Raw genomic sequence first — 19,127 nt, forward strand, 5'->3', positions numbered from 1 at the left:
GCTCCCGGGATGGCTAGCTTGACTGCGTGGCGACCTCAAGCGAGGTCACGCCGCTTCCAGCGCCGCCTTCACCGCCGCGATCGCGTCCTCGGCCTTCGAGGCGTCGGGACCGCCGGCCTGGGCCATGTCGGGCCGGCCGCCACCACCCTGCCCGCCAAGCGCGGCGGACGCCACGCGCACCAGGTCGACGGCGCTGAAGCGGGTGGTCAGGTCGTCGGTGACGCCGACGACGACACTTGCCTTGTTGTCCTCGCCGGCGCCGACGAAGACGACGACGCCGGAGCCGAGCGTCTTCTTGCCGGCATCGGCAAGCGGCTTCAGATCCTTCGGCGACACGCCGGAAACCGCCTTGCCGAGGAAGCCGACGCCGGCGATGGTCTCGTTCTCGGCCGGCACGCCGGCCGGCGAACGGTCGCCCAGCGCCAGCTTCTTGCGCGCTTCGCTAAGCTCCTTTTCGAGCTTCTTGCGCTCTTCGAGCAGTGTTTCGACACGCGCCGCCACATCGGCCGGCGCGATCTTCAGCGTCGAAGCGATCGCCTTCAGCCGCTTGTCCTGCTCGTCGAGATGCTTGCGCGCCGCCTCGCCGGTCAGCGCCTCGATGCGGCGCACGCCGGCGGCGACCGCGCTGTCCGACACGATGCGCACCAGGCCGATATCGCCGGTCGCCCGGACATGGGTGCCGCCGCAGAGCTCGACCGAATAGGGGCGGTTCGCCTTGGCGCCATGCAGGCCGGTGCCCATCGACACGACGCGCACCTCGTCGCCATATTTCTCGCCGAACAGCGCCATGGCGCCCTCGGCAATGGCGTCATCGACCGACATCAGGCGTGTCGACACCGGGCTGTTCTGCACGACGATCTCGTTCGCCATGCGCTCGACCTCCTCGAGCTCATCGGCCGAGATCGGCTTGTTGTGCGAGATGTCGAAGCGCAGGCGCTCGGGCGCGACCAGCGAGCCCTTCTGCGCGACATGGGTGCCCAGCACCTCGCGCAGCGCCTCGTGGATGAGGTGCGTCGCCGAATGGTTGGCGCGCAACCTGGAGCGGCGCGCATGGTCGACCTTGAGCTCGACCGCGGCGCTGGTCTTGACCGTGCCGCTCGCCACCCGGCCGAGATGCACGAACAGCCCGTCGGCCTTCTTTTGCGTGTCGGTGATCTCGATCGAGAAGCCCTCGCCCGAGATCACGCCGGTGTCGCCCATCTGGCCGCCGGACTCGCCATAGAAGGGCGTCTGGTTGACGACCACGGCAACCGTGTCACCCTGCGCGGCGCTGTCGACGGTCTTGCCGTCCTTGACCAGCGCCAGGACCAGACCTTCCGCCTGCTCGGTCTCGTAGCCGAGGAAATCGGTGGCGCCGGTGTTCTCGCGCACCGAGAACCACACCGTCTCGGTGGCCGCGTCGCCGGACCCAGCCCAGCTCTTGCGCGCCTCGGCCCGCTGCCGCTCCATCGCATCGGTGAACCCGGCCAGATCGACCGAGATGCTGCGCTGGCGCAGCGCATCCTGCGTCAGGTCGAGCGGGAAGCCGTATGTGTCGTAGAGCTTGAAGGCCGTCTCGCCATCCAGCATGTCGCCGGCGCCGAGCTTCTCGGTTGCCTCCGAGAGCAGCCCGAGGCCGCGTGCCAGCGTCTTGCGGAAGCGGGTCTCTTCCAGCTTCAGCGTTTCGGTGATCAGCGCCTCGCCGCGCCCCAGCTCCGGATAGGCCTGGGCCATCTCGCGCACCAGCGCCGGCACCAATTTCCACATCAGCGGCTCGCTGGCGCCGAGCAGCTGCGCATGGCGCATGGCGCGGCGCATGATACGGCGCAGCACATAGCCGCGGCCCTCATTCGACGGCAGCACGCCGTCGGCCACCAGGAAGCAGGACGACCGCAGATGGTCGGCGATGACGCGGAACGATGCGACGGTGTCCGCATCCGGACCGCGCCCGAGCGCCGATGACGCGGCATCGATCAGATGGCGGAACAGGTCGGTCTCGAAGACGCTCTCCACCCCTTGCAGGATGGACGCCATGCGCTCGAGGCCCATGCCGGTGTCGATCGACGGGCGCGGCAGGTCGATGCGCTCTTCCTTGGTCACCTGTTCATATTGCATGAACACCAGGTTCCAGAATTCCAGGAACCGGTCGCCGTCCTCTTCCGGGCTGCCGGGAGGGCCGCCCCAGATGTGTTCGCCGCGGTCGATGAAGATTTCCGAGCACGGCCCGCAGGGTCCGGTGTCGCCCATCGCCCAGAAATTGTCGGAGGTCGGGATGCGGATGATGCGGTCGTCGGTGAAGCCGGCGATCTTCTTCCAGTAGCCGGCCGCCTCGTCGTCGGTGTGATAGACGGTGACCAGCAGCTTGTCCTTCTTCAGCCCGAACTCCCTGGTGATCAGGTTCCAGGCAAGCTCGATGGCGCGCTCCTTGAAGTAGTCGCCGAAGGAGAAATTGCCGAGCATCTCGAAGAAGGTCAGGTGACGCGCGGTGTAGCCGACATTGTCGAGGTCGTTGTGCTTGCCGCCAGCGCGCACGCTCTTCTGGGCGGTGGTGGCGCGCGAATAGGACCGCTTCTCCAGGCCGGTGAAGACGTTCTTGAACTGCACCATGCCGGCGTTGGTGAACATCAGCGTCGGATCGTTGCGCGGCACCAGCGGGCTCGACGCGACGACCTCGTGACCCTCCTTGCGGAAATAGTCGAGGAATGTCGACCGGATCTCGTTCACGCCACTCATGGATGCTTGCCTTTTCGAGAGAACCGCCGGGGGTGCCGACGGCAAAATGGACATGGCCTTTTAGCGATCACGCCGCAGCCTGTCCAGAAACACGGAACTGGAGGAAAGTCCGGTTGTTGCCGGCTCTGGCTGGGCATCGCCCGAAACGCAAACCGCCGGCACAAGGCCGGCGGTTCGGGACGCAGTACTAAAGAACTCAATTACATAAGCAGATATTAATAAACCGAGATTGTGTCACCTACATGGCGCCGGCTTCGTCCTCGAAACCGTCGTCACCGCCGCCCTCGGAGCCGCCATTCTCGAGGAACTTCTCAGCGATCAGCCCGGCATTCTGCCTGAGCGCCATTTCGATCTCGCGCGCTGTGTCGGGATTGTCGCGCAGGAACAGTTTTGCGTTCTCGCGGCCTTGGCCGAGACGCTGCGAATTGTAGGAGAACCAGGCGCCGGATTTCTCGACCACGCCGGCCTTGACGCCGAGGTCGACCAGCTCGCCGGTCTTCGACACGCCCTCGCCGTACATGATGTCGAACTCGACCACCTTGAAGGGCGGCGCCAGCTTGTTCTTGACGACCTTGACGCGGGTCTGGTTGCCGACGACCTCGTCGCGGTCCTTGACCGAGCCGATGCGGCGGATGTCGAGGCGGACCGAGGCGTAGAACTTCAGCGCGTTGCCGCCGGTCGTCGTCTCGGGCGAGCCGAACATGACGCCGATCTTCATGCGGATCTGGTTGATGAAGATGACCATGGTGTTGGAGCGCGAGATCGAGGCGGTCAGCTTGCGCAGCGCCTGGCTCATCAGGCGGGCCTGTAGGCCGGGCAGCGCATCGCCCATCTCACCTTCGATTTCGGCGCGCGGCGTCAGCGCGGCGACCGAATCGACCACCAGCACATCGATGGCGCCGGAGCGCACCAGCGTGTCGCAGATTTCCAGCGCCTGCTCGCCGGTGTCGGGCTGCGAGATCAGCAGGTTTTCGAGGTCGACACCGAGCTTGCGGGCATAGACCGGATCGAGCGCGTGCTCGGCATCGACGAAGGCGCAGATGCCGCCCTTCTTCTGGGCTTCCGCCACGGTGTGCAGCGCCAGCGTCGTCTTGCCCGAGCTTTCCGGCCCGTAGATCTCGATGATGCGGCCGCGCGGCAGGCCGCCGACGCCGAGCGCGATGTCGAGGCCGAGCGATCCGGTCGGCACGGTTTCGATCTCGACCACCTGCTCGTTGGCGCCGAGGCGCATGATCGAGCCCTTGCCGAAGGCGCGCTCGATTTGCGACAGCGCCGCGTCCAGAGCCTTTGATTTGTCCACTGCCTTATCCTCTACAAGCCGCAAAGTATTCTGAGCCATGATACATCACCCCTTGGTCGTCAATGAAGGCCGGACAATCCGTGATCCCTGTCATTTTGTACCTTTTTTGTTCTCGTTTGGCAAGAGGCATCAAGTTGCTGAAAAACAATCAATATCTTGATCTGTTCTATTTATGTCCCACAACACACAGCGGGGGCGTCTTCCAATCGGCCATGCGGGATTCCATTGTCCGGCCGGCCCGAATCGCGGCGTTGATTGCGGGGCGGCGCGGAGAAACCTAGTGTGCGCGGCCGGACAATCAACAAAGGTATCGACGCCACGATGGTGAAGTCCCCCAACATCCTTGCCGTGGGCGGCGCCCATATCGACCGGCGGGGCCAGGTGTCAGGCCCTTACGTGCCGGCTGCCTCGAACCCCGGCACCATGCGCGAGGATGTCGGCGGCGGCGTCTTCAACGCGTTGCGCAGTTTGGTCAGGCGCGGTGTCTCGGCCTCGCTGCTGTCGATGCGCGGCGGCGACGCCGCGGCCGAGACTGTGTCGACGGCGATCGCGAGCGCCGGCATCGCCGACCTGTCGGCGGTGTTCCTCGACCGCACGACGCCGAGCTACACGGCGCTGATCGACCGCGACGGCGAGCTGATAGTCGGCTTTGCCGACATGGCGCTCTACGACCTCGCCTTCCCCAAGCAGATCCGCCGCGCCAAGGTGCGCGAGGCGATCGCTTCCGCCGATGCCCTCCTATGCGACGCGAACCTGCCGTCCGCGGCGCTGGAACGGCTGGTGGCGCAAGCCGCCGGCAAGCCGGTCTTCGCCATCGCCATCTCGCCGGCCAAGGTGGTGCGGCTGATGCCGGTGCTGGGCAGCCTGGCCGTGCTGTTCATGAACCGGCGCGAGGCCGGCGCCCTCGCCGGCCTGGGCGACGATGCGAATGGCCACGATCTGGTCGGCGGGCTGCGGCGCGCCGGGCTCGGGAGCGGCGTGGTGACGGCGGGCGGCGCGCCGGTGCTCGGCTTCGACGGCGAGGGCCTGTTCTCCATCGCCCCGCCCGCCCCGCGTAGGATCGCCGACGTCACCGGCGCCGGCGATGCGCTGACCGGCGCGACGGTCGCCGCTCTGCTCAATGGCCTGCCGCTGCGCGCGGCCCTGCGCGAAGGCATTGCCGCCTCCATCCTGGCCATCGAAAGCACCGAGGCGGTGCCCGCCTTCAGCGCCGCCAACTTCGCGCAAATGCTGGCCCTTGTGCCGGGGGCGCTGGAAGTGGCATGAGGGCGGCCGGAGCGCCGCGCGCCCCGGATTGGAGACCATCATGACGCCCGAAACCGCCCGCCCCTTCATCGACATCCATCCGCCGGTGGCGGAGGCGCTCGCCGCCGGACGGCCGGTGGTGGCGCTGGAAAGCACCATCATCACCCATGGCATGCCCTATCCGGACAACGGCGCCATGGCCGCCAATGTCGAGAAGATCATCCTGGACAATGGCGCGGTACCGGCAACGATCGCGGTGGTCGCCGGCCGCATCAAAATCGGCCTGTCCGACGGCGAGCGCGAATCGCTGGCGATGACCGGCGACGCCATGAAACTGTCGCGCGCCGATCTCGGCTTTGCCGTCGCGCAGGCGCGCACCGGCGGCACCACCGTCGCCGCGACGATGATCGCCGCGCATATGGCGGGGATAAAGGTGTTCGCCACCGGCGGCATCGGCGGCGTGCACAAGGGCGCTGAAAAGAGCTTTGACATCTCGGCCGACCTCGACGAGCTGGCGCGCACGCCGGTCATCGTGGTGTCGGCCGGCGCCAAGGCAATCCTCGACATCGAAAAGACGCTGGAAGTGCTGGAGACGCGCGGCGTGCCGGTCGTCGGCCATGGCTGCGAGACGATGCCTGCGTTCTGGTCCAGGCATTCGCCGTTCCGCGCCCCGCTCACCTTGCATGTGCCGGAGGACATTGCGCATTTCTACCGGACACGGCAGGCGCTGGGCCTCGGCGGCGGCATACTGATCGCCAACCCGGTGCCGGAGAACGCGGAGATCCCGGCCAAGGAGATGGACGGCTACATCCAGGCGGCGCAGAAGGCGGCGGAGGCGCTCAGCGTCACCGGCAAGGCGGTGACGCCGTTCCTGCTGTCGAAAATCCTCGAACTGACCGGCGGCCGCAGCCTCAAGACCAACATCGCTCTGGTCGAGAACAATGCGCGGCTGGCGGCCAGGATCGCCAAGGCGCTGTAGCGTCTACTTGCCCGCCCGCAGCCCCGCCTCATAGGCGCGGCGCGCCCAGACCGCCATCTCGTCGGGGTCGTCGAAGGCGCTGTCGGGAACACTCCAATAGGGCATCGCAACCAGCTTGCCATGCCTGGAGCCGGTGTAGGTCCACTGCTGGCAGCCGGCGGCCTCGAAATCGGCCACGCTTTGCTCGTCGGCCTTCAGCTTCAGCTCGCCGCGCAGCACGATGGCGACGATGACGCCGTCGCAATAGATGCCCTTGCCGCCGAACAGTTTTCTGATGCTGATCGGGCCGAGGCTCTCGAACAACTCCTCTATGCGTTCATTGTCCATGCTGCGATCATGGCATCGCGGCCTGATCCTGTCATCGCCGCAACCAAAACCATGCTGACAAGTTGAGGACCAGCCACGGGAGTTTGCCATGCCGCTGCTGCTGAAAGGATCCTGCCGGTGCAATGCCGTCCGCTTCGAAGTGGAAAGCCACACGCCGGTACCGTTCATGCTCTGCTACTGCTCGATCTGCCGCAAGCAGCAGGGCGGCGGCGGTTTCGCCATCAATCTCGGCGCCGACTACGAGACGCTGAACATCAGGGGCAAGCGCAGCCTCGGCGTCTACCAGGCCGAGATCGAAACGAGCATCCGCATTGCGAGATTTCTACCGGCGAGCGCAATTTCTGCCGCAAATGCGGTTCGGCGCTCTGGCTCTACGACCCGACCTGGCCGGATCTGGTGCATCCCTTCGCCTCGGCGATCGACAGCGAGCTGCCGATGCCGCCGGAAAAGGTGCATCTGATGCTGAAATACAAGGCGAGCTGGGTCGAGCCGGTGGTCGGCAGGAAAGACAAGGTGTTCGACGTCTATCCCGAAGAATCGATAGCCGATTGGCACAAGCGCACGGGCATGTGGGTGGATTAGGAAGAGGCATTGCCTATCCGACAGGAGGCAACAATGAACCTGACTACGCACAAGAAATTCAAAGGCGACCGGCTGATGCCGTGGGGCAAGGGCACCGTCGTCACCGACGCCAAAGGCTATGTGTTTCTGTGCGGCAACACGGCCACGGTCGACGACTACGATCCGTCGAAACACCAGGGAGGCGCCATTGGCGACCCTGCCGCGCAGTGGCGCGCAATCCTCGCCAACATCAAGTCCGATCTGGAGGAACTGGGCAGTTCGCTCGACCACCTGGTCAAGGTGACGTTTTACGTCAAGGGGCCGTTTCCGACCGGCGGCGTCCTCAGCTCACCCAATTTCCGCATGGACGTGATGGACGAATTTTTCGCCGAACATTGCCCTAAGCACTGCAGCTACAACAACCCGCCGCCATCGGAGGTGATCGGCGTTGTCGCGCTGGCACAACCTGACCTGGTCATCGAGCTTGTTGTCGTCGCCGCGCTGCCGGACTGAGCACGGCAGGCCGATCAGGCCGAAGAGCGCGCTTCGGCCAGCGCTTTCAGATCGGCAGGCTTCAGCTCGACGGATTCGCCGCAGCCGCAGGCCGAGCTCTGGTTCGGGTTCTTGAAGGTGAAGCCGGTGCGCAGCGTCGTCTGCTCGAAATCCATCTCGGTGCCGAACAGGAAGAGCGCTGCTTCCGGCGCGACATAGACATGGGCGCCGTCGCGCTCGATATGATCGTCCTTGGTGTTGGGCTCGGTCACCAGGTCGACCGTGTATTCCATGCCGGCGCAGCCGCCCTTCTTGATGCCGAGGCGGATGCCGTGCGCGTTGTCACGCGTGGCGACGATCTCGCGCACCCGGTCGGCGGCCTTTTCGGTCATCGTGATGACGGCGAAGCGTCCCATGTCATTCTCCACGTTCGCGCGGGTTCAAGGCCCGCGGAATGAGTCTGCCCTTAAGATGGTGAACTTTCGCCTTCGCTGCAAGTCATCCAATCTTTTCAAGCCGATGCCAGAGCAATTCCAGGAAAAGTGCGTAGCGGTTTTCCGTCCGGAATTGCGTCAACACATCTAGTACCAGCCGACCGCGACCTGCGCCTCTTCCGACATGCGGTCGGGCGTCCATGGCGGATCGAAGACCATGCTTACCTCGACGCCGGAGACACCTTCCACAGCGCCGACGGCGTTCTCGACCCAGCCCGGCATCTCGCCTGCCACCGGGCAGCCCGGCGCGGTCAGGGTCATGTCGATCTTGACCGAGCGGTCGTCCTCGATGTCGATCTTGTAGACGAGGCCGAGCTCGTAGATGTCGGCGGGGATTTCCGGGTCGTAGACTGTCTTCAGCGCCGAGACGATATCGTCGGTCAGCCGCGCCAGCTCATCGGCGGGAATCGTCGAAGCCGAAACCACGCCGTTCGCGGCCGTATCCGGAGCTGTCTCTGCGGTGGTGCTGGCATCTTCCATGGTCGTCACCCGAAGAACTTTCGCGCCTTTTCCAGCGCCTCGGCCAAAGCGTCGACTTCGGCCCTGGTATTATACATGCCGAACGATGCCCTGCATGTGGAGGTCACGCCGAAGCGTTTCAACAGCGGCTGGGCGCAATGGGTGCCGGCACGGACCGCGACGCCCTGCCGGTCGATCACCATCGACACGTCATGGGCATGTATGCCCTGCAATTCGAACGAGATGATGGCGCCCTTGCCCGGCGCGTCGCCGAAGATGCGCAGCGAATTGATGGCGCGCAGCCGTTCGTGCGCGTAATCCTTGAGGTCCGCCTCATGCGCGGCGATGCGATCGCGGCCGACCTTTTCCATATATTCAAGCGCGGCCCCGAGGCCAATGGCCTGCACGATCGGCGGCGTGCCGGCCTCGAAACGATGCGGCGGCTCGTTGTAGGTGACGATGTCCTCGGTCACTTCCTCGATCATCTCGCCGCCGCCCATGAACGGGCGCATGCCGGCGAGAATGTCCTTCTTGCCGTAAAGCACGCCGATGCCGGACGGGCCGTAGACCTTGTGGCCGGTGAAGACGAAGAAATCGCAGTCGAGGTCCTGCACGTCGATCGGCATATGGACCGCGCTCTGGCTGCCGTCCACGAGCACGGGAATGCCACGCGCATGCGCGATGCGCACGATCTCCTTGATCGGAGTCACCGTGCCCAGCGCATTCGACATCTGCGTGATGGCGACGAGTTTTGTGCGCGCAGTCAGCCGCTTTTCGAATTCCTCGATGTGGAACGCGCCGAGATCGTCGACCGGCACCCAGACCAGCTTGGCACCCTGCCTCTCGCGGATGAAATGCCACGGCACGATGTTGGAGTGGTGCTCCATGATCGACAGCACGATCTCGTCGCCCTCGCCGATGTTGGGCATGCCATAGCCATACGCGACCGTGTTGATCGCCGCGGTGGTGTTGGAGGTGAAGACGATGTTGTCGGTGCTCGGCGCGTTCAGAAACCTCTGCACTGACTTCCGCGCGCTCTCATAGGCGTCGGTCGCGGCATTCGACAGGAAATGCAGGCCGCGATGGACGTTGGCGTATTCCTGGCTATAGGCGTGCTGGATGGCGTCGAGCACGGCTTTAGGCTTCTGCGCCGAGGCGCCATTGTCGAGATAGACCAGCGGCTTGCCGTAGACTTCGCGCGACAGGATCGGGAAATCGCGGCGGATGGCCTCGACGTCGTAGGGGGTGGATTCGACTTTCTGGTCCATCACAAGTTCAAAGCCTCATTCCTTCACCCACCCCTCATCCGTCTCGGCGCTTCGCGCCGATCCACCTTCTCCCACAGGGGGAGAAGGTCTGGCACTCTTCCTTCTCCCCTTGTGGGAGAAGGTGGCCGCGAAGCGGCCGGATGAGGGGTAGTGGTCGAGGCCCCGCCTCGACCACTTCACCCGTGCGTCAAAAACCACTCGTCGAGCCGCGCTTCCAGCGCTTCGACGAGCGCCTCGTCTTCCAGTTCCTCGATCACTTCGGCGACGAAGGCCTTGACCAGCAGACCGCGCGCGCTCTTCTCGTCGATGCCGCGCGCCATCAGGTAGAACAGATGGTCGTGGTCGATCTCGGTGACGGTCGCCCCATGGCCGCAAACGACGTCGTCGGCGAAGATCTCGAGCTCGGGCTTGGTCGAGAACTCTCCGTCATCCGACAGCAGCAGCGTGTTGCAGGCCATCTTGGCGTTGGTCTTCTGCGCATATTGATGCACGTTGATGCGGCCCTGGAAGACGCCGCGCGCCTTGCCGGTCACCACGTTGCGGATCACTTCCGTCGAGGTGGTGTGCGGCACGGCATGGTCGAGCACCATGGTGGTGTCGGTATGGGTGTCGCCGGCCAGAAGGTTGATGCCGCGCAATTTGAAATCGGCGCCCTCGCCGGTCGTGCGCACCACGACCTCCTGGCGCACCAGCCTGCCGCCGGCATTCATAACGAACAGCGTCAGTTTCGCGTCCTTGCCGATATGCGCCTTGAACTGGGCAAGATGCGTGGCGGCATCGGATTGCTCCTGCACGATCAGCCAGGTCACCTCGGCGCCGTCGCCGAGCACGAGCTGGCTGACGGAGCTGGCGAGGCCAGCGCCCTCGCCAGACTGGCGTTCGACGATGGTCGCCCTGGCGCCGGCGCCGACGCGCGTCAGAAGCCGTACATGCGCTTGGCCGCCGGATTGCAGGTTCTGCAGCTCGATCGGCTTTGCCAGTTCGGCGCCGTCGGCGATGTCGACGAAATAGCCATCGGCGACAAAGGCGGTGTTCAGCGCGCCGATCGCGTCATCGGTGCCATAGGGGTCGAGCCCGGGCGCCACGCTGCCATCGGTCAGCTTCTCCAACAGGCGCTGTACCGTGACGCCATCGATCTCGGGAAGTTTCCCATTCGAGACGCCGTTCAGCACCGGCAGCACGGCCGAACCCTCGAAGACCGGCTCAAGCGCCTTCACCGCACCTTCGGCCTCGAAGGCCGGCACTGAAGTCAGCAGCCGGCGCAGGTCGGTATAGTGCCAGGATTCGACGCGCCGCGTCGGCAGGCCATGCTTGATCGCCTCGATCGCGTCGTCGCGCTTGGTCATCACCGCGCCGTCGCCCGGCAGCAGCGAAAGCCGCTCGCCGAAGGCATCGATCAGCGCCGTTTCGGCCAGGGTCCGCTGGGGCTGTGCGTGCATGTTCATCGCTCTCGCCTCGCCTGCTCGCATCTCACGCGGCTTCGCCGATCACGCCGGCATAGCCATTGGCCTCGAGGTCGAGCGCCAGCGACTTGTCGCCAGACTTGATCACCTGGCCCTTGTAGAGCACGTGCACCGAGTCCGGCACGATGTGCTCCAGCAGGCGCTGGTAGTGGGTGATGACGACGATGGCGCGCTCCGGCGAACGCAGCGCGTTGACGCCATCGGAGACAATCTTCAGCGCGTCGATGTCGAGGCCGGAATCGGTCTCGTCGAGCACGCAGAGCTTTGGCTCGAGCAGCTTCATCTGCAGGATCTCGGCCCGCTTCTTCTCGCCGCCGGAGAAGCCGACATTGAGCGGCCGCTTCAGCATCGCCATGTCCATGTTGAGCGAGGCGGCGGCGTCCTTCACGCGCTTCAAGAATTCCGGGATCTTCAGCGGCTCCTCGCCGCGCGCCTTGCGCTGCTCGTTCATCGCCACTTTCAGAAATTCCATGGTCGCGACGCCCGGTATCTCCATCGGATACTGGAAAGCGAGGAAGATGCCGGCGGTGGCGCGCTCGGCCGGGTCCATTTCGAGGATCGACTGGCCGTTGTAGAGGATGTCACCCTCGGTGACCTCATAGTCCTCGCGCCCGGCGAGGATATAGGACAATGTCGACTTGCCGGACCCGTTCGGGCCCATGATGGCGGCGACCTCGCCGGCTTGCACCGTCAGGTTCAGCCCGCGGATGATCTCGGTGCCGTCATCGACGATGCGGGCATGGAGGTTTCTGATTTCAAGCATTCTTGTCTACTTTCGCGTTCTTGTTGTTCTCGTCGCCCGGTCCTTGCCGGGATCTCCCTAGAAGTGCGCCCGCAAGATCGCCGGTAACGAACATCCAGCCAAAAAACCCAACTGCTCCAAGGAAGGCAATCGAACCACCAACATGCTTCACCGAACTCAAACCAAATATTGCGCCTATCAGGGCCACCACGGCACCGCCAATAGCCAGCGTCAACAAGAGCATCAGAACGACGACTATTAAGCCCTTGATCCGCTCGACGAACTTCCCGATCAACCCACGCTGCCTTCCAGCGAGATGCCAATCAGCTTCTGCGCCTCGACGGCGAATTCCATCGGCAGCTGCTGGATGACGTCCTTGACGAAGCCGTTGACGATCAACGCGATCGCCTCTTCCTCGGGGATGCCACGCTGCATGACGTAGAACTTCTGGTCCTCGGAGATCTTCGACGTCGTCGCCTCGTGCTCGAACTGGGCCGTCGAGTTCTTGGCTTCCATGTACGGCACAGTGTGTGCGCCGCACTGGTCGCCGATCAGAAGCGAGTCGCAGTTGGTGAAGTTGCGGGCGTTGGTCGCCTTGCGGTGCGCCGAGACCTGGCCGCGATAGGTGTTCTGCGAGAAGCCGGCGGCGATGCCCTTGGAGATGATGCGGCTCGACGTGTTCTTGCCGAGATGGATCATCTTGGTGCCGCTATCGACCTGCTGGTAGCCGTTCGAGACCGCGATCGAATAGAACTCGCCGCTGGAATCGTCGCCGCGCAGGATGCAGCTCGGATATTTCCAGGTGATGGCCGAACCGGTCTCGACCTGCGTCCACGAGATCTTCGAGCGGTCGCCGCGGCAGTCGCCGCGCTTGGTGACGAAATTGTAGATGCCGCCCTTGCCCTCGGCGTCGCCGGGGTACCAGTTCTGCACCGTCGAATATTTGATCTCGGCATCGTCGAGCGCGACCAGCTCGACGACCGCTGCGTGCAGTTGGTTCTCGTCGCGCTGCGGCGCCGTGCAGCCTTCGAGGTAGGAGACATAAGCCCCCTCCTCGGCGATGATCAGCGTGCGCTCGAACTGGCCGGTGTTCTTCTCGTTGATGCGGAAATAGGTCGAGAGCTCCATTGGGCAGCGCACGCCCTTGGGCACGAAGACGAAGGACCCGTCGGTGAACACGGCCGAGTTCAACGTGGCGTAGAAATTATCCGAGGTCGGCACGACCGAGCCGAGATACTTCTTCACCAGTTCCGGATGCTCCCGGATCGCTTCCGAGATCGAGCAGAAGATGACGCCGGCCTCGGCTAGTTCCTTCTTGAAGGTGGTGACGACGGAGACGGAATCGAACACGGCGTCGACTGCCACGCGGCCCGACTTGTAGACATTGTCGTTGGCTTCCTCGAGCTCCGAGGCATCCGTCTTCTGCACGCCGGCGAGAATCTCCTGCTCCTTCAGCGGGATGCCGAGCTTCTCGTAAACCTTGAGGATCTCGGGATCGACTTCGCTGAGCGAGGTCGGACCAGGGGTGCTCTTCGGCGCCGCGTAGTAATAAATGTCCTGGAAGTCGATCTTGGGATAGTCGACGCGCGCCCAGGTCGGCTCTTCCAAGGTCAGCCAGCGGCGATAGGCCTCCAGACGCCATTCCAGCATCCAGTCCGGCTCGCCCTTCTTTTCAGAGATGAAGCGAATGATGTCTTCGCTCAGGCCCTTGGGGGCCTTGTCCATCGCGATCTCTGTCTGGAATCCGTATTTATACTGGTCGACGTCGATCTTTCGAACCCGATCGATCGTCTCCTGCACAGCAGGCATAAGCGTTCTCCATCCACGCCGGGGTCAAGGCCCGACAGTTTTCAAACTATGGCACCACCAGTTGGCCACGCATGGGCGGGCCGGGGCGGCGTAAGTTCCATATAGTGCGTCCCGACCGGGAATTCACCCGGCCAATTGAAACGCACGGCTCTACCAGGCCCGGAGGCCCGAATTCCCTTTCGTCGCGCTCAGGCGGCCTTTTCGCCGCCGGCACGACGCCCGGCAATGCCGGCGAGTGCTGCGCGGAACAGCTCGATATCCTCGACCGCCGTCGCGTGGCCGATGGACACGCGCAAGGCACCCAGGCTGTCGCCAAATCCCATGGCCTTGAGCACATGGCTCGGCCCGACCTTGCCCGACGAACAGGCCGACCCTGCCGACAGCGCCACGCCGGCGAGATCGAAGGCAATCTGCGCCGTCTCGGCTTTGACGCCGGGAATAGCGAAGAATGTCGTGTTGGCAAGCCTTTGCGCGCCATTTCCGAAGATTTCCGCGTCCGGCGCCAGGGTTTTTACCAGGACCTCGATCTCGTCGCGGCGCCGCGCCACCAAATCGATGTCGCGCAGACCGGCCAGCGCCTGACGCGCCGCCGCGCCGAAACCAGCGACGGCGGGGAGGTTTTCGGTGCCGGCGCGATGGCCCTTTTCCTGGCCGCCGCCGTTGATCAATGGCTTCGGCATCATCAGATCGGCCGCGGCGACGATGGCGCCGACGCCCTTGGGGCCGCCGATCTTGTGCGACGACAGGATAAGATAATCGGCGTAACCGGCTGACATATCGATCAGAATCCGCCCGGCCGCCTGCACGGCGTCGATCACCAGCACGCCACCCGCCGCCCTGACGATTTCGGCGATGCGCTCGACAGGCTGGATAACGCCGGTCTCATTGTTGGCGGCATGGATCGCGACCAGCGGCAGGCCGTCGCTCTTGTCGTGCGCGGCGAGAACCGCAGCCAGTTCATCGAGATCGGCGATTCCATTTCGATCGACGCCGATGCGGGTCATCTGCGCCGCTGGGAAGCGTCCACCATTAAGAACGCAAGGGTGGTCTGCCTCCGAGACATAGAGTCGGCTCATGCGGACGGTGCCGCGTCCCATCTGCCAGTCCGGCGTCAGCAGGGTCGCAGCGGCTTCGGTCGCGCCCGACGTGAACACGACATGCGCGGCCTTGGCATTCACCAATGCAGCGACGTCGCGCCTTGCGTCCTCGATGAGGCGGCGCGCGGCGCGGCCCTCCGTGTGGACCGAGGACGGATTGGCGGCACCCAGCGCGGCAATCATCGCCGAGCGCGCCTCTTCAAGCAGCGGCGCGCTGGCGTTGTAGTCGAGATAGGCGCGAGTTGCGGCCATTTTCCTTCAATTGGTCCCGTCGAAAGCCATTCGCCAAGGGTAGCGCGTTATTTCCTTGAAATCGCAAGGCAAGCCGTCCTATTTACGCGGCTTGCGGAAAGGGGCGGTCGAGCCAGCGGGTTTCGGCCACCCAGTTTTGAACAATTCTAAACTAGCTTCTAAGAAGACGCTTGCCCGGCGTCAAGGCCACAGAAGCTGGGGCCAGCGGAAGAGTTGTTCCGGGCTGAGCGCGTTCGTTTGCCACGTGGAGTATTTTATGCCTGAGGTCATTTTTGCCGGTCCGGCCGGTCGCCTGGAAGGTCGCTACCAGCCTTCCAAGGAAAAGAGCGCGCCGATCGCCATCGTGCTGCACCCGCACCCGCAGTTCGGCGGCACGATGAACAACAAGATCGTCTACGACCTCTTCTACATGTTCCAGAAGCGCGATTTCACCACGCTTCGCTTCAATTTCCGCGGCATCGGCCGCAGTCAGGGCGAGTTCGACCACGGCACCGGCGAATTGTCGGACGCGGCGGCGGCGCTGGACTGGGTGCAGTCGCTGCATCCGGATTCCAAGAGCTGCTGGGTCGCCGGCTATTCGTTCGGTTCGTGGATCGGCATGCAGTTGCTGATGCGCCGGCCGGAGATCGAGGGCTTCATCTCGATCGCGCCGCAGCCCAACACCTACGACTTCTCGTTCCTGGCGCCGTGCCCGTCGTCGGGCCTCATCATCCACGGCGACGCCGACAAGGTGGCGCCGCCCAAGGACGTGCAGGCGCTGGTCGACAAGCTGCATACCCAAAAGGGCATCACCATCACGCAGAAGACCTTGCCGGGCGCCAACCATTTCTTCGCCAATGACGCCGACCTTCTGCTGCAGGAATGCGCCGACTATCTCGACCGCAGGCTGGCGGGCGAGCTGGCCGATCCGAGGCCGAAGCGGCTGAGATAAAGCGTCTTATGGGTGGTCGGCGCTGAGCCGTCCGCTCTGCTTCGCTATCAATTCGCGGCGCCGGGCTGCGTTGGGCCATCCCAGCCGGAATGTCCTCTTGCGCTCCGGCCGTTGCGACGACGGCCGGCGGAAGATGAAACCCAGCCGGGCGAAGACCAGCCCCGTGGCGATCGCGAAAGCCAGCCCCAGTCCAAAGCCGGCAACCGTGTCGCTCGGATAATGGGCGCCGACGAATACGCGTGTCGAGGCAATGCTGGCCGTGACCGCCAGCGCTAGGTACCAGCGCCTCGGGAAAAGCAGCAACAGAACGCCGAACACCGCGCCCATCGTCGTGGCATGGCCGGAGGGAAAGCCGGCGAAGCGCGCATCCATGGCGAACGGGTGCAGCGACAGCACCCCGAAATCGGTGAAATAAAGCGGCCGCGCCCTGCCGATGCCGTATTTCAGCAGATTGACCGCCAGGCCGGACAGGCCGACGGCGCAAAGCACCAGGAAGGCGAAGCAGGTCCAGTTGTAGACGAAAAGCCGCGTTCGCCTGGACAGGCTTCGCCAATCCGTCAGATTGGCGGCGACGAGGCAAAGCGCTGCCGGAATGAGGTACCAGCCGCCAAGGCCGAAATCGGTGAAGAAGTCGGTGAAATGGACGAAGCCCGGCGTCCACATCCCGCGCATCCTGCCGGCGGCGCTGTCCAGGCTTAAGAAGACCACCATCGCGAGCAGCAGCCAGGCAAACAGCCAGACCAGCCATGGAATCTCGGGATAGCGTGCCGCACGCACAGCAAAGCGCCTCTTCACGATGCTGATCGTGTCGAGGAAGTTGCCGAGCGAGCGACGGTAAAGCTTGGGCGGGCTAGAGAGCATGGCTGGGCGCGAGCTTATAGGGGCATTCGCGGGCCGACGCCATTCCTCACTTGGCCACCCGGTAGAGGCCGAGCGCCAGCTTGTCCCCCGACGAATAGTTGAGGCCGTCAATCTCGGCAAGACGGCTTGCCGATTTGCCCTGGACCGCCAGCAATTCGTTCAGCTTCTGCTCGTCCTTGACCGATGCCAGTCCAATCGCGCAGGCGGGATCGGCCAGCAGGTGCTTCGCGACGCCGTCGACATCGGTGAGCACGGTCCTGGTTCCGACCAGGAAGACGAGGCTCGGCTCATGGTACTGGGCGGAGGCGAGCACGGTGGTGTCGCATGGCCGGTTGGCGTCGACCGCGACCTTGATCGCCGGGCTTAGCCAGATCGGCTTCAGCGATGGCGCGATGACGCCGAACAGCAGCGAAAAGGTGATGCCGGCGCAGATGGCGATGGCACCGATGCGGCCGAGCGGCACCTGCAGCTTGCGCGGGAAGGCCAGGTAACCGGCTGCCAGCGCGGCGAGCGCGGAGGGAATGCTCCACCACGAAAACGTCCTGGCGAGATAGATCGGCGCGCCGATGCAGACGACGGCAAGGCCTATGCTGACCACAGCAAGGCCGAAAGCGGTCGCCCACCACAGCCAGCTTTGCCAGCGCTTCAACGGTGCGTCGGCCTCCTCAGGCTTCAATGTCAGCAGCCAGCCGATCAGCAGCGCCATGCCGGGATAGGCCGGCATGACATAGTGCGGCAGCTTGGTCGGGATCGCCTCGAAGACCAGCCAGAACGGGATGTACCAGGCGAGGCAGAAGCGCAGGCGCGGGTCATCCCAGAAGCGGTTGATCGCCTGCAGCCCGGCGCCGACCGCGATCAGGCCGAACGGCCACATGAACAGCGAATAGGTCAGCATGTAGAAGCCGGGCGGCAGACCATGCGATTCCTCGCCCTGCGCTACCTTGGTCAGCATGTCCTTGCCGACCGCCTCCTGGAAAAAGGCGCCGCCGCTTTTCCAGCTGATCAGAAGTATCCAGGGCAGCACGATAGCGAGCACGATGGCGACGCCGCGAAGGATCTTCAGCTTGAGGAGCCAGCGCCAGTCGCGATCGAAGGCGAACAGCGCGGCGGCCGTCAGCAGCGACAACAGCGGCGCCACCGGGCCCTTGATGAGGATGCCAAGTCCCTGCGCGATCCAGAAGATCCACGGCAGATGGCCGGCGACCGGCTCGTTGCGGCGCGCGGCGAGATAGACCTGCGCCAGCGCGCCCTGCGCCGCCACGCAGCAGGCAAGCAGCATGGCGTCGGTCTTGGCGTCGCGACCCTCGAAGGCGGTGGCGAAGATCGCCGCCATCATCAGGCCGGCGGCGAGACCGGCATTGGCACCGAACAGTTTCGTGCCCGTCCAGCCGATGCCGACGACGGCAAGCGCGATACCCAGCATGGAGACCAGGCGATAGACCCAGATCGGCGCGGCTGCCCCCTCGCCGCTCAGCGCGACCGCCGCCGACTGCAGCCAGTAGATGCCGATCGGCTTCTTGTAGCGCGTGACGTCCTGCAGACGGATATCGACATAGTCGCCGGTCTCGACCATCTGCTTGGTCGCCTGGACGAAACGGGACTCGTCGCGGTCGATCGGCGGAAGGCTGGCGAGGCCGCTGACGGTCATCACCAGGCTGAACAGAAAGAGGATGATGTAGTTCCTGTTCATCGCGGGAGCTTCCGGATCTCGATTTGCGGGATGGTGCCCCGTCGCGGCGCCTGGGCGCGGCGCCTCATTACGCCAGCCACTGGCACGAGGCAAGAAGTGGCCCTCTCTCCAGGGCAATAGCTTCAATCCAGTTGATGGTTTCCGACTTTGTGGCTGAGAACACCAACTGTCGAAGTCGGCGCCGCCCCTCATGGCCCTGCCGGGCACTTCTCCCCGTATAGTGACGGGGAGAAGGGGCTGGCCGCAATGTTGGCGCCCTTCTCCCACCGCTGGCGAGTCGCGAAACCAGTGATGACAGCCCCCTCTCACCGTCACTATACGGGGAGAGCGACTGTCTTGGCTGTCAAGCTGTTTGCCATGGTTTTTGGTCGCGGATGATGGCGTTGAGAATGGTCAGCAGCTTTCGCATGACGGCCACGACGGCGACGATCTTCGGCTTGCCGAC

General features: G+C 64.3%; 17 protein-coding genes and 2 pseudogenes. 5 read left to right on the forward strand and 14 right to left on the reverse strand.

Features of this window, described 5'->3' with window-relative positions; genetic code table 11:
• Positions 1 to 45 precede the first annotated feature (45 nt).
• Complete coding sequence (gene alaS / locus EN846_RS20720) at positions 46 to 2,712, reverse strand: alanine--tRNA ligase (protein ID WP_135859252.1); 2,667 nt, start codon at positions 2,710 to 2,712, stop codon at positions 46 to 48.
• A gap of 238 nt (positions 2,713 to 2,950) precedes the next feature.
• On the reverse strand, positions 2,951 to 4,051 hold the full coding sequence (gene recA, locus EN846_RS20725; RefSeq protein WP_126054856.1) for a recombinase RecA: 1,101 nt from the start codon (positions 4,049 to 4,051) through the stop codon (positions 2,951 to 2,953).
• A 282-nt stretch (positions 4,052 to 4,333) separates the two neighbouring features.
• Here recA and EN846_RS20730 point away from each other — a divergent pair, with 282 nt between their 5' ends.
• Both EN846_RS20730 and EN846_RS20735 read left to right on the forward strand, forming a co-directional pair.
• Complete coding sequence (locus tag EN846_RS20730; protein WP_135859273.1) at positions 4,334 to 5,278, forward strand: carbohydrate kinase family protein; 945 nt, start codon at positions 4,334 to 4,336, stop codon at positions 5,276 to 5,278.
• Positions 5,279 to 5,318: 40 nt separating this feature from the next.
• Positions 5,319 to 6,236: a pseudouridine-5'-phosphate glycosidase gene (locus EN846_RS20735; RefSeq protein ID WP_128346685.1), complete on the forward strand. Its 918-nt coding sequence runs from the start codon at positions 5,319 to 5,321 to the stop codon at positions 6,234 to 6,236.
• A 3-nt stretch (positions 6,237 to 6,239) separates the two neighbouring features.
• Here EN846_RS20735 and EN846_RS20740 read toward each other — a convergent pair whose 3' ends face one another.
• Complete coding sequence (locus EN846_RS20740; RefSeq protein WP_127282348.1) at positions 6,240 to 6,563, reverse strand: TfoX/Sxy family protein; 324 nt, start codon at positions 6,561 to 6,563, stop codon at positions 6,240 to 6,242.
• Positions 6,564 to 6,651: 88 nt separating this feature from the next.
• Here EN846_RS20740 and EN846_RS20745 point away from each other — a divergent pair.
• Positions 6,652 to 7,145 (forward strand): annotated as a pseudogene (locus EN846_RS20745) (GFA family protein).
• Positions 7,146 to 7,178: 33 nt separating this feature from the next.
• Positions 7,179 to 7,637 carry a RidA family protein gene (locus EN846_RS20750; RefSeq protein WP_127311200.1) on the forward strand — a complete coding sequence of 153 codons (459 nt, stop codon included), beginning with the start codon at positions 7,179 to 7,181 and terminating at the stop codon, positions 7,635 to 7,637.
• A gap of 14 nt (positions 7,638 to 7,651) precedes the next feature.
• Here EN846_RS20750 and sufA read toward each other — a convergent pair whose 3' ends face one another.
• The 8 genes from sufA to EN846_RS20790 all read right to left on the reverse strand — a co-directional run bounded on the left by sufA (position 7,652) and on the right by EN846_RS20790 (position 15,200).
• Positions 7,652 to 8,032, reverse strand: coding sequence for a Fe-S cluster assembly scaffold SufA (sufA, locus tag EN846_RS20755; RefSeq protein ID WP_127311201.1), 381 nt, complete (start codon positions 8,030 to 8,032; stop codon positions 7,652 to 7,654).
• Between the two features lie 165 nt (positions 8,033 to 8,197).
• On the reverse strand, positions 8,198 to 8,590 hold the full coding sequence (locus EN846_RS20760) for an SUF system Fe-S cluster assembly protein (protein WP_127282352.1): 393 nt from the start codon (positions 8,588 to 8,590) through the stop codon (positions 8,198 to 8,200).
• A gap of 5 nt (positions 8,591 to 8,595) precedes the next feature.
• Positions 8,596 to 9,837 carry a cysteine desulfurase gene (locus tag EN846_RS20765; protein ID WP_127282353.1) on the reverse strand — a complete coding sequence of 414 codons (1,242 nt, stop codon included), beginning with the start codon at positions 9,835 to 9,837 and terminating at the stop codon, positions 8,596 to 8,598.
• Between the two features lie 176 nt (positions 9,838 to 10,013).
• On the reverse strand, positions 10,014 to 11,282 hold the full coding sequence (gene sufD, locus EN846_RS20770; RefSeq protein WP_127282354.1) for a Fe-S cluster assembly protein SufD: 1,269 nt from the start codon (positions 11,280 to 11,282) through the stop codon (positions 10,014 to 10,016).
• Positions 11,283 to 11,307: 25 nt separating this feature from the next.
• Positions 11,308 to 12,063 (reverse strand): Fe-S cluster assembly ATPase SufC, encoded by a 756-nt coding sequence (gene sufC / locus EN846_RS20775; RefSeq protein ID WP_127282355.1) that lies wholly within the window; start codon positions 12,061 to 12,063, stop codon positions 11,308 to 11,310.
• Positions 12,056 to 12,337 (reverse strand): hypothetical protein, encoded by a 282-nt coding sequence (locus EN846_RS20780; RefSeq protein ID WP_127392528.1) that lies wholly within the window; start codon positions 12,335 to 12,337, stop codon positions 12,056 to 12,058. Before EN846_RS20780 ends, sufC begins: the two co-directional genes overlap by 8 nt.
• A complete protein-coding gene (gene sufB, locus EN846_RS20785; protein ID WP_127311204.1) occupies positions 12,334 to 13,851 on the reverse strand; it encodes a Fe-S cluster assembly protein SufB in 1,518 nt (505 codons plus the stop codon). Before sufB ends, EN846_RS20780 begins: the two co-directional genes overlap by 4 nt.
• Before the next feature lie 188 nt (positions 13,852 to 14,039).
• A complete protein-coding gene (locus EN846_RS20790; RefSeq protein ID WP_127392529.1) occupies positions 14,040 to 15,200 on the reverse strand; it encodes a cysteine desulfurase family protein in 1,161 nt (386 codons plus the stop codon).
• Positions 15,201 to 15,456: 256 nt separating this feature from the next.
• Here EN846_RS20790 and EN846_RS20795 point away from each other — a divergent pair, with 256 nt between their 5' ends.
• The gene (locus EN846_RS20795; RefSeq protein WP_126054872.1) at positions 15,457 to 16,131 is read left to right on the forward strand and encodes an alpha/beta hydrolase; all 675 of its coding nucleotides are present in this window, start codon (positions 15,457 to 15,459) and stop codon (positions 16,129 to 16,131) included.
• Positions 16,132 to 16,137: 6 nt separating this feature from the next.
• On the opposite strand, the gene EN846_RS20800 is transcribed toward EN846_RS20795, so the two are convergent.
• The 3 genes and pseudogenes from EN846_RS20800 to EN846_RS20810 form a co-directional block, all read right to left on the reverse strand.
• Complete coding sequence (locus EN846_RS20800; RefSeq protein ID WP_128346857.1) at positions 16,138 to 16,992, reverse strand: phosphatase PAP2 family protein; 855 nt, start codon at positions 16,990 to 16,992, stop codon at positions 16,138 to 16,140.
• 46 nt (positions 16,993 to 17,038) lie between these two features.
• Positions 17,039 to 18,682 carry a glycosyltransferase family 39 protein gene (locus EN846_RS20805; RefSeq protein WP_127394216.1) on the reverse strand — a complete coding sequence of 548 codons (1,644 nt, stop codon included), beginning with the start codon at positions 18,680 to 18,682 and terminating at the stop codon, positions 17,039 to 17,041.
• A 343-nt stretch (positions 18,683 to 19,025) separates the two neighbouring features.
• Positions 19,026 to 19,127 (reverse strand): annotated as a pseudogene (locus EN846_RS20810) (IS110 family transposase); the annotation flags it as partial.

The sequence above is a fragment of the Mesorhizobium sp. M4B.F.Ca.ET.203.01.1.1 genome (assembly GCF_004791025.1).
Classification (GTDB): Bacteria; Pseudomonadota; Alphaproteobacteria; order Rhizobiales; family Rhizobiaceae; genus Mesorhizobium; species Mesorhizobium abyssinicae.

Bases quoted from the DNA above. Each gene is read 5' to 3' on its own strand.
- sufD (WP_127282354.1), bottom strand. From the start codon at position 11,282: ATGAACATGCACGCACAGCCCCAGCGGACCCTGGCCGAAACGGCGCTG.
- EN846_RS20740 (WP_127282348.1), bottom strand. From the start codon at position 6,563: ATGGACAATGAACGCATAGAGGAGTTGTTCGAGAGCCTCGGCCCGATC.
- EN846_RS20800 (WP_128346857.1), bottom strand. From the start codon at position 16,992: ATGCTCTCTAGCCCGCCCAAGCTTTACCGTCGCTCGCTCGGCAACTTC.
- EN846_RS20805 (WP_127394216.1), bottom strand. From the start codon at position 18,682: ATGAACAGGAACTACATCATCCTCTTTCTGTTCAGCCTGGTGATGACC.
- sufA (WP_127311201.1), bottom strand. From the start codon at position 8,032: ATGGGACGCTTCGCCGTCATCACGATGACCGAAAAGGCCGCCGACCGG.
- EN846_RS20750 (WP_127311200.1), top strand. From the start codon at position 7,179: ATGAACCTGACTACGCACAAGAAATTCAAAGGCGACCGGCTGATGCCG.
- EN846_RS20760 (WP_127282352.1), bottom strand. From the start codon at position 8,590: ATGGAAGATGCCAGCACCACCGCAGAGACAGCTCCGGATACGGCCGCG.
- alaS (WP_135859252.1), bottom strand. From the start codon at position 2,712: ATGAGTGGCGTGAACGAGATCCGGTCGACATTCCTCGACTATTTCCGC.
- sufB (WP_127311204.1), bottom strand. From the start codon at position 13,851: ATGCCTGCTGTGCAGGAGACGATCGATCGGGTTCGAAAGATCGACGTC.
- EN846_RS20765 (WP_127282353.1), bottom strand. From the start codon at position 9,837: ATGGACCAGAAAGTCGAATCCACCCCCTACGACGTCGAGGCCATCCGC.
- EN846_RS20735 (WP_128346685.1), top strand. From the start codon at position 5,319: ATGACGCCCGAAACCGCCCGCCCCTTCATCGACATCCATCCGCCGGTG.
- sufC (WP_127282355.1), bottom strand. From the start codon at position 12,063: ATGCTTGAAATCAGAAACCTCCATGCCCGCATCGTCGATGACGGCACC.
- EN846_RS20795 (WP_126054872.1), top strand. From the start codon at position 15,457: ATGCCTGAGGTCATTTTTGCCGGTCCGGCCGGTCGCCTGGAAGGTCGC.
- EN846_RS20730 (WP_135859273.1), top strand. From the start codon at position 4,334: ATGGTGAAGTCCCCCAACATCCTTGCCGTGGGCGGCGCCCATATCGAC.
- recA (WP_126054856.1), bottom strand. From the start codon at position 4,051: ATGGCTCAGAATACTTTGCGGCTTGTAGAGGATAAGGCAGTGGACAAA.
- EN846_RS20790 (WP_127392529.1), bottom strand. From the start codon at position 15,200: ATGGCCGCAACTCGCGCCTATCTCGACTACAACGCCAGCGCGCCGCTG.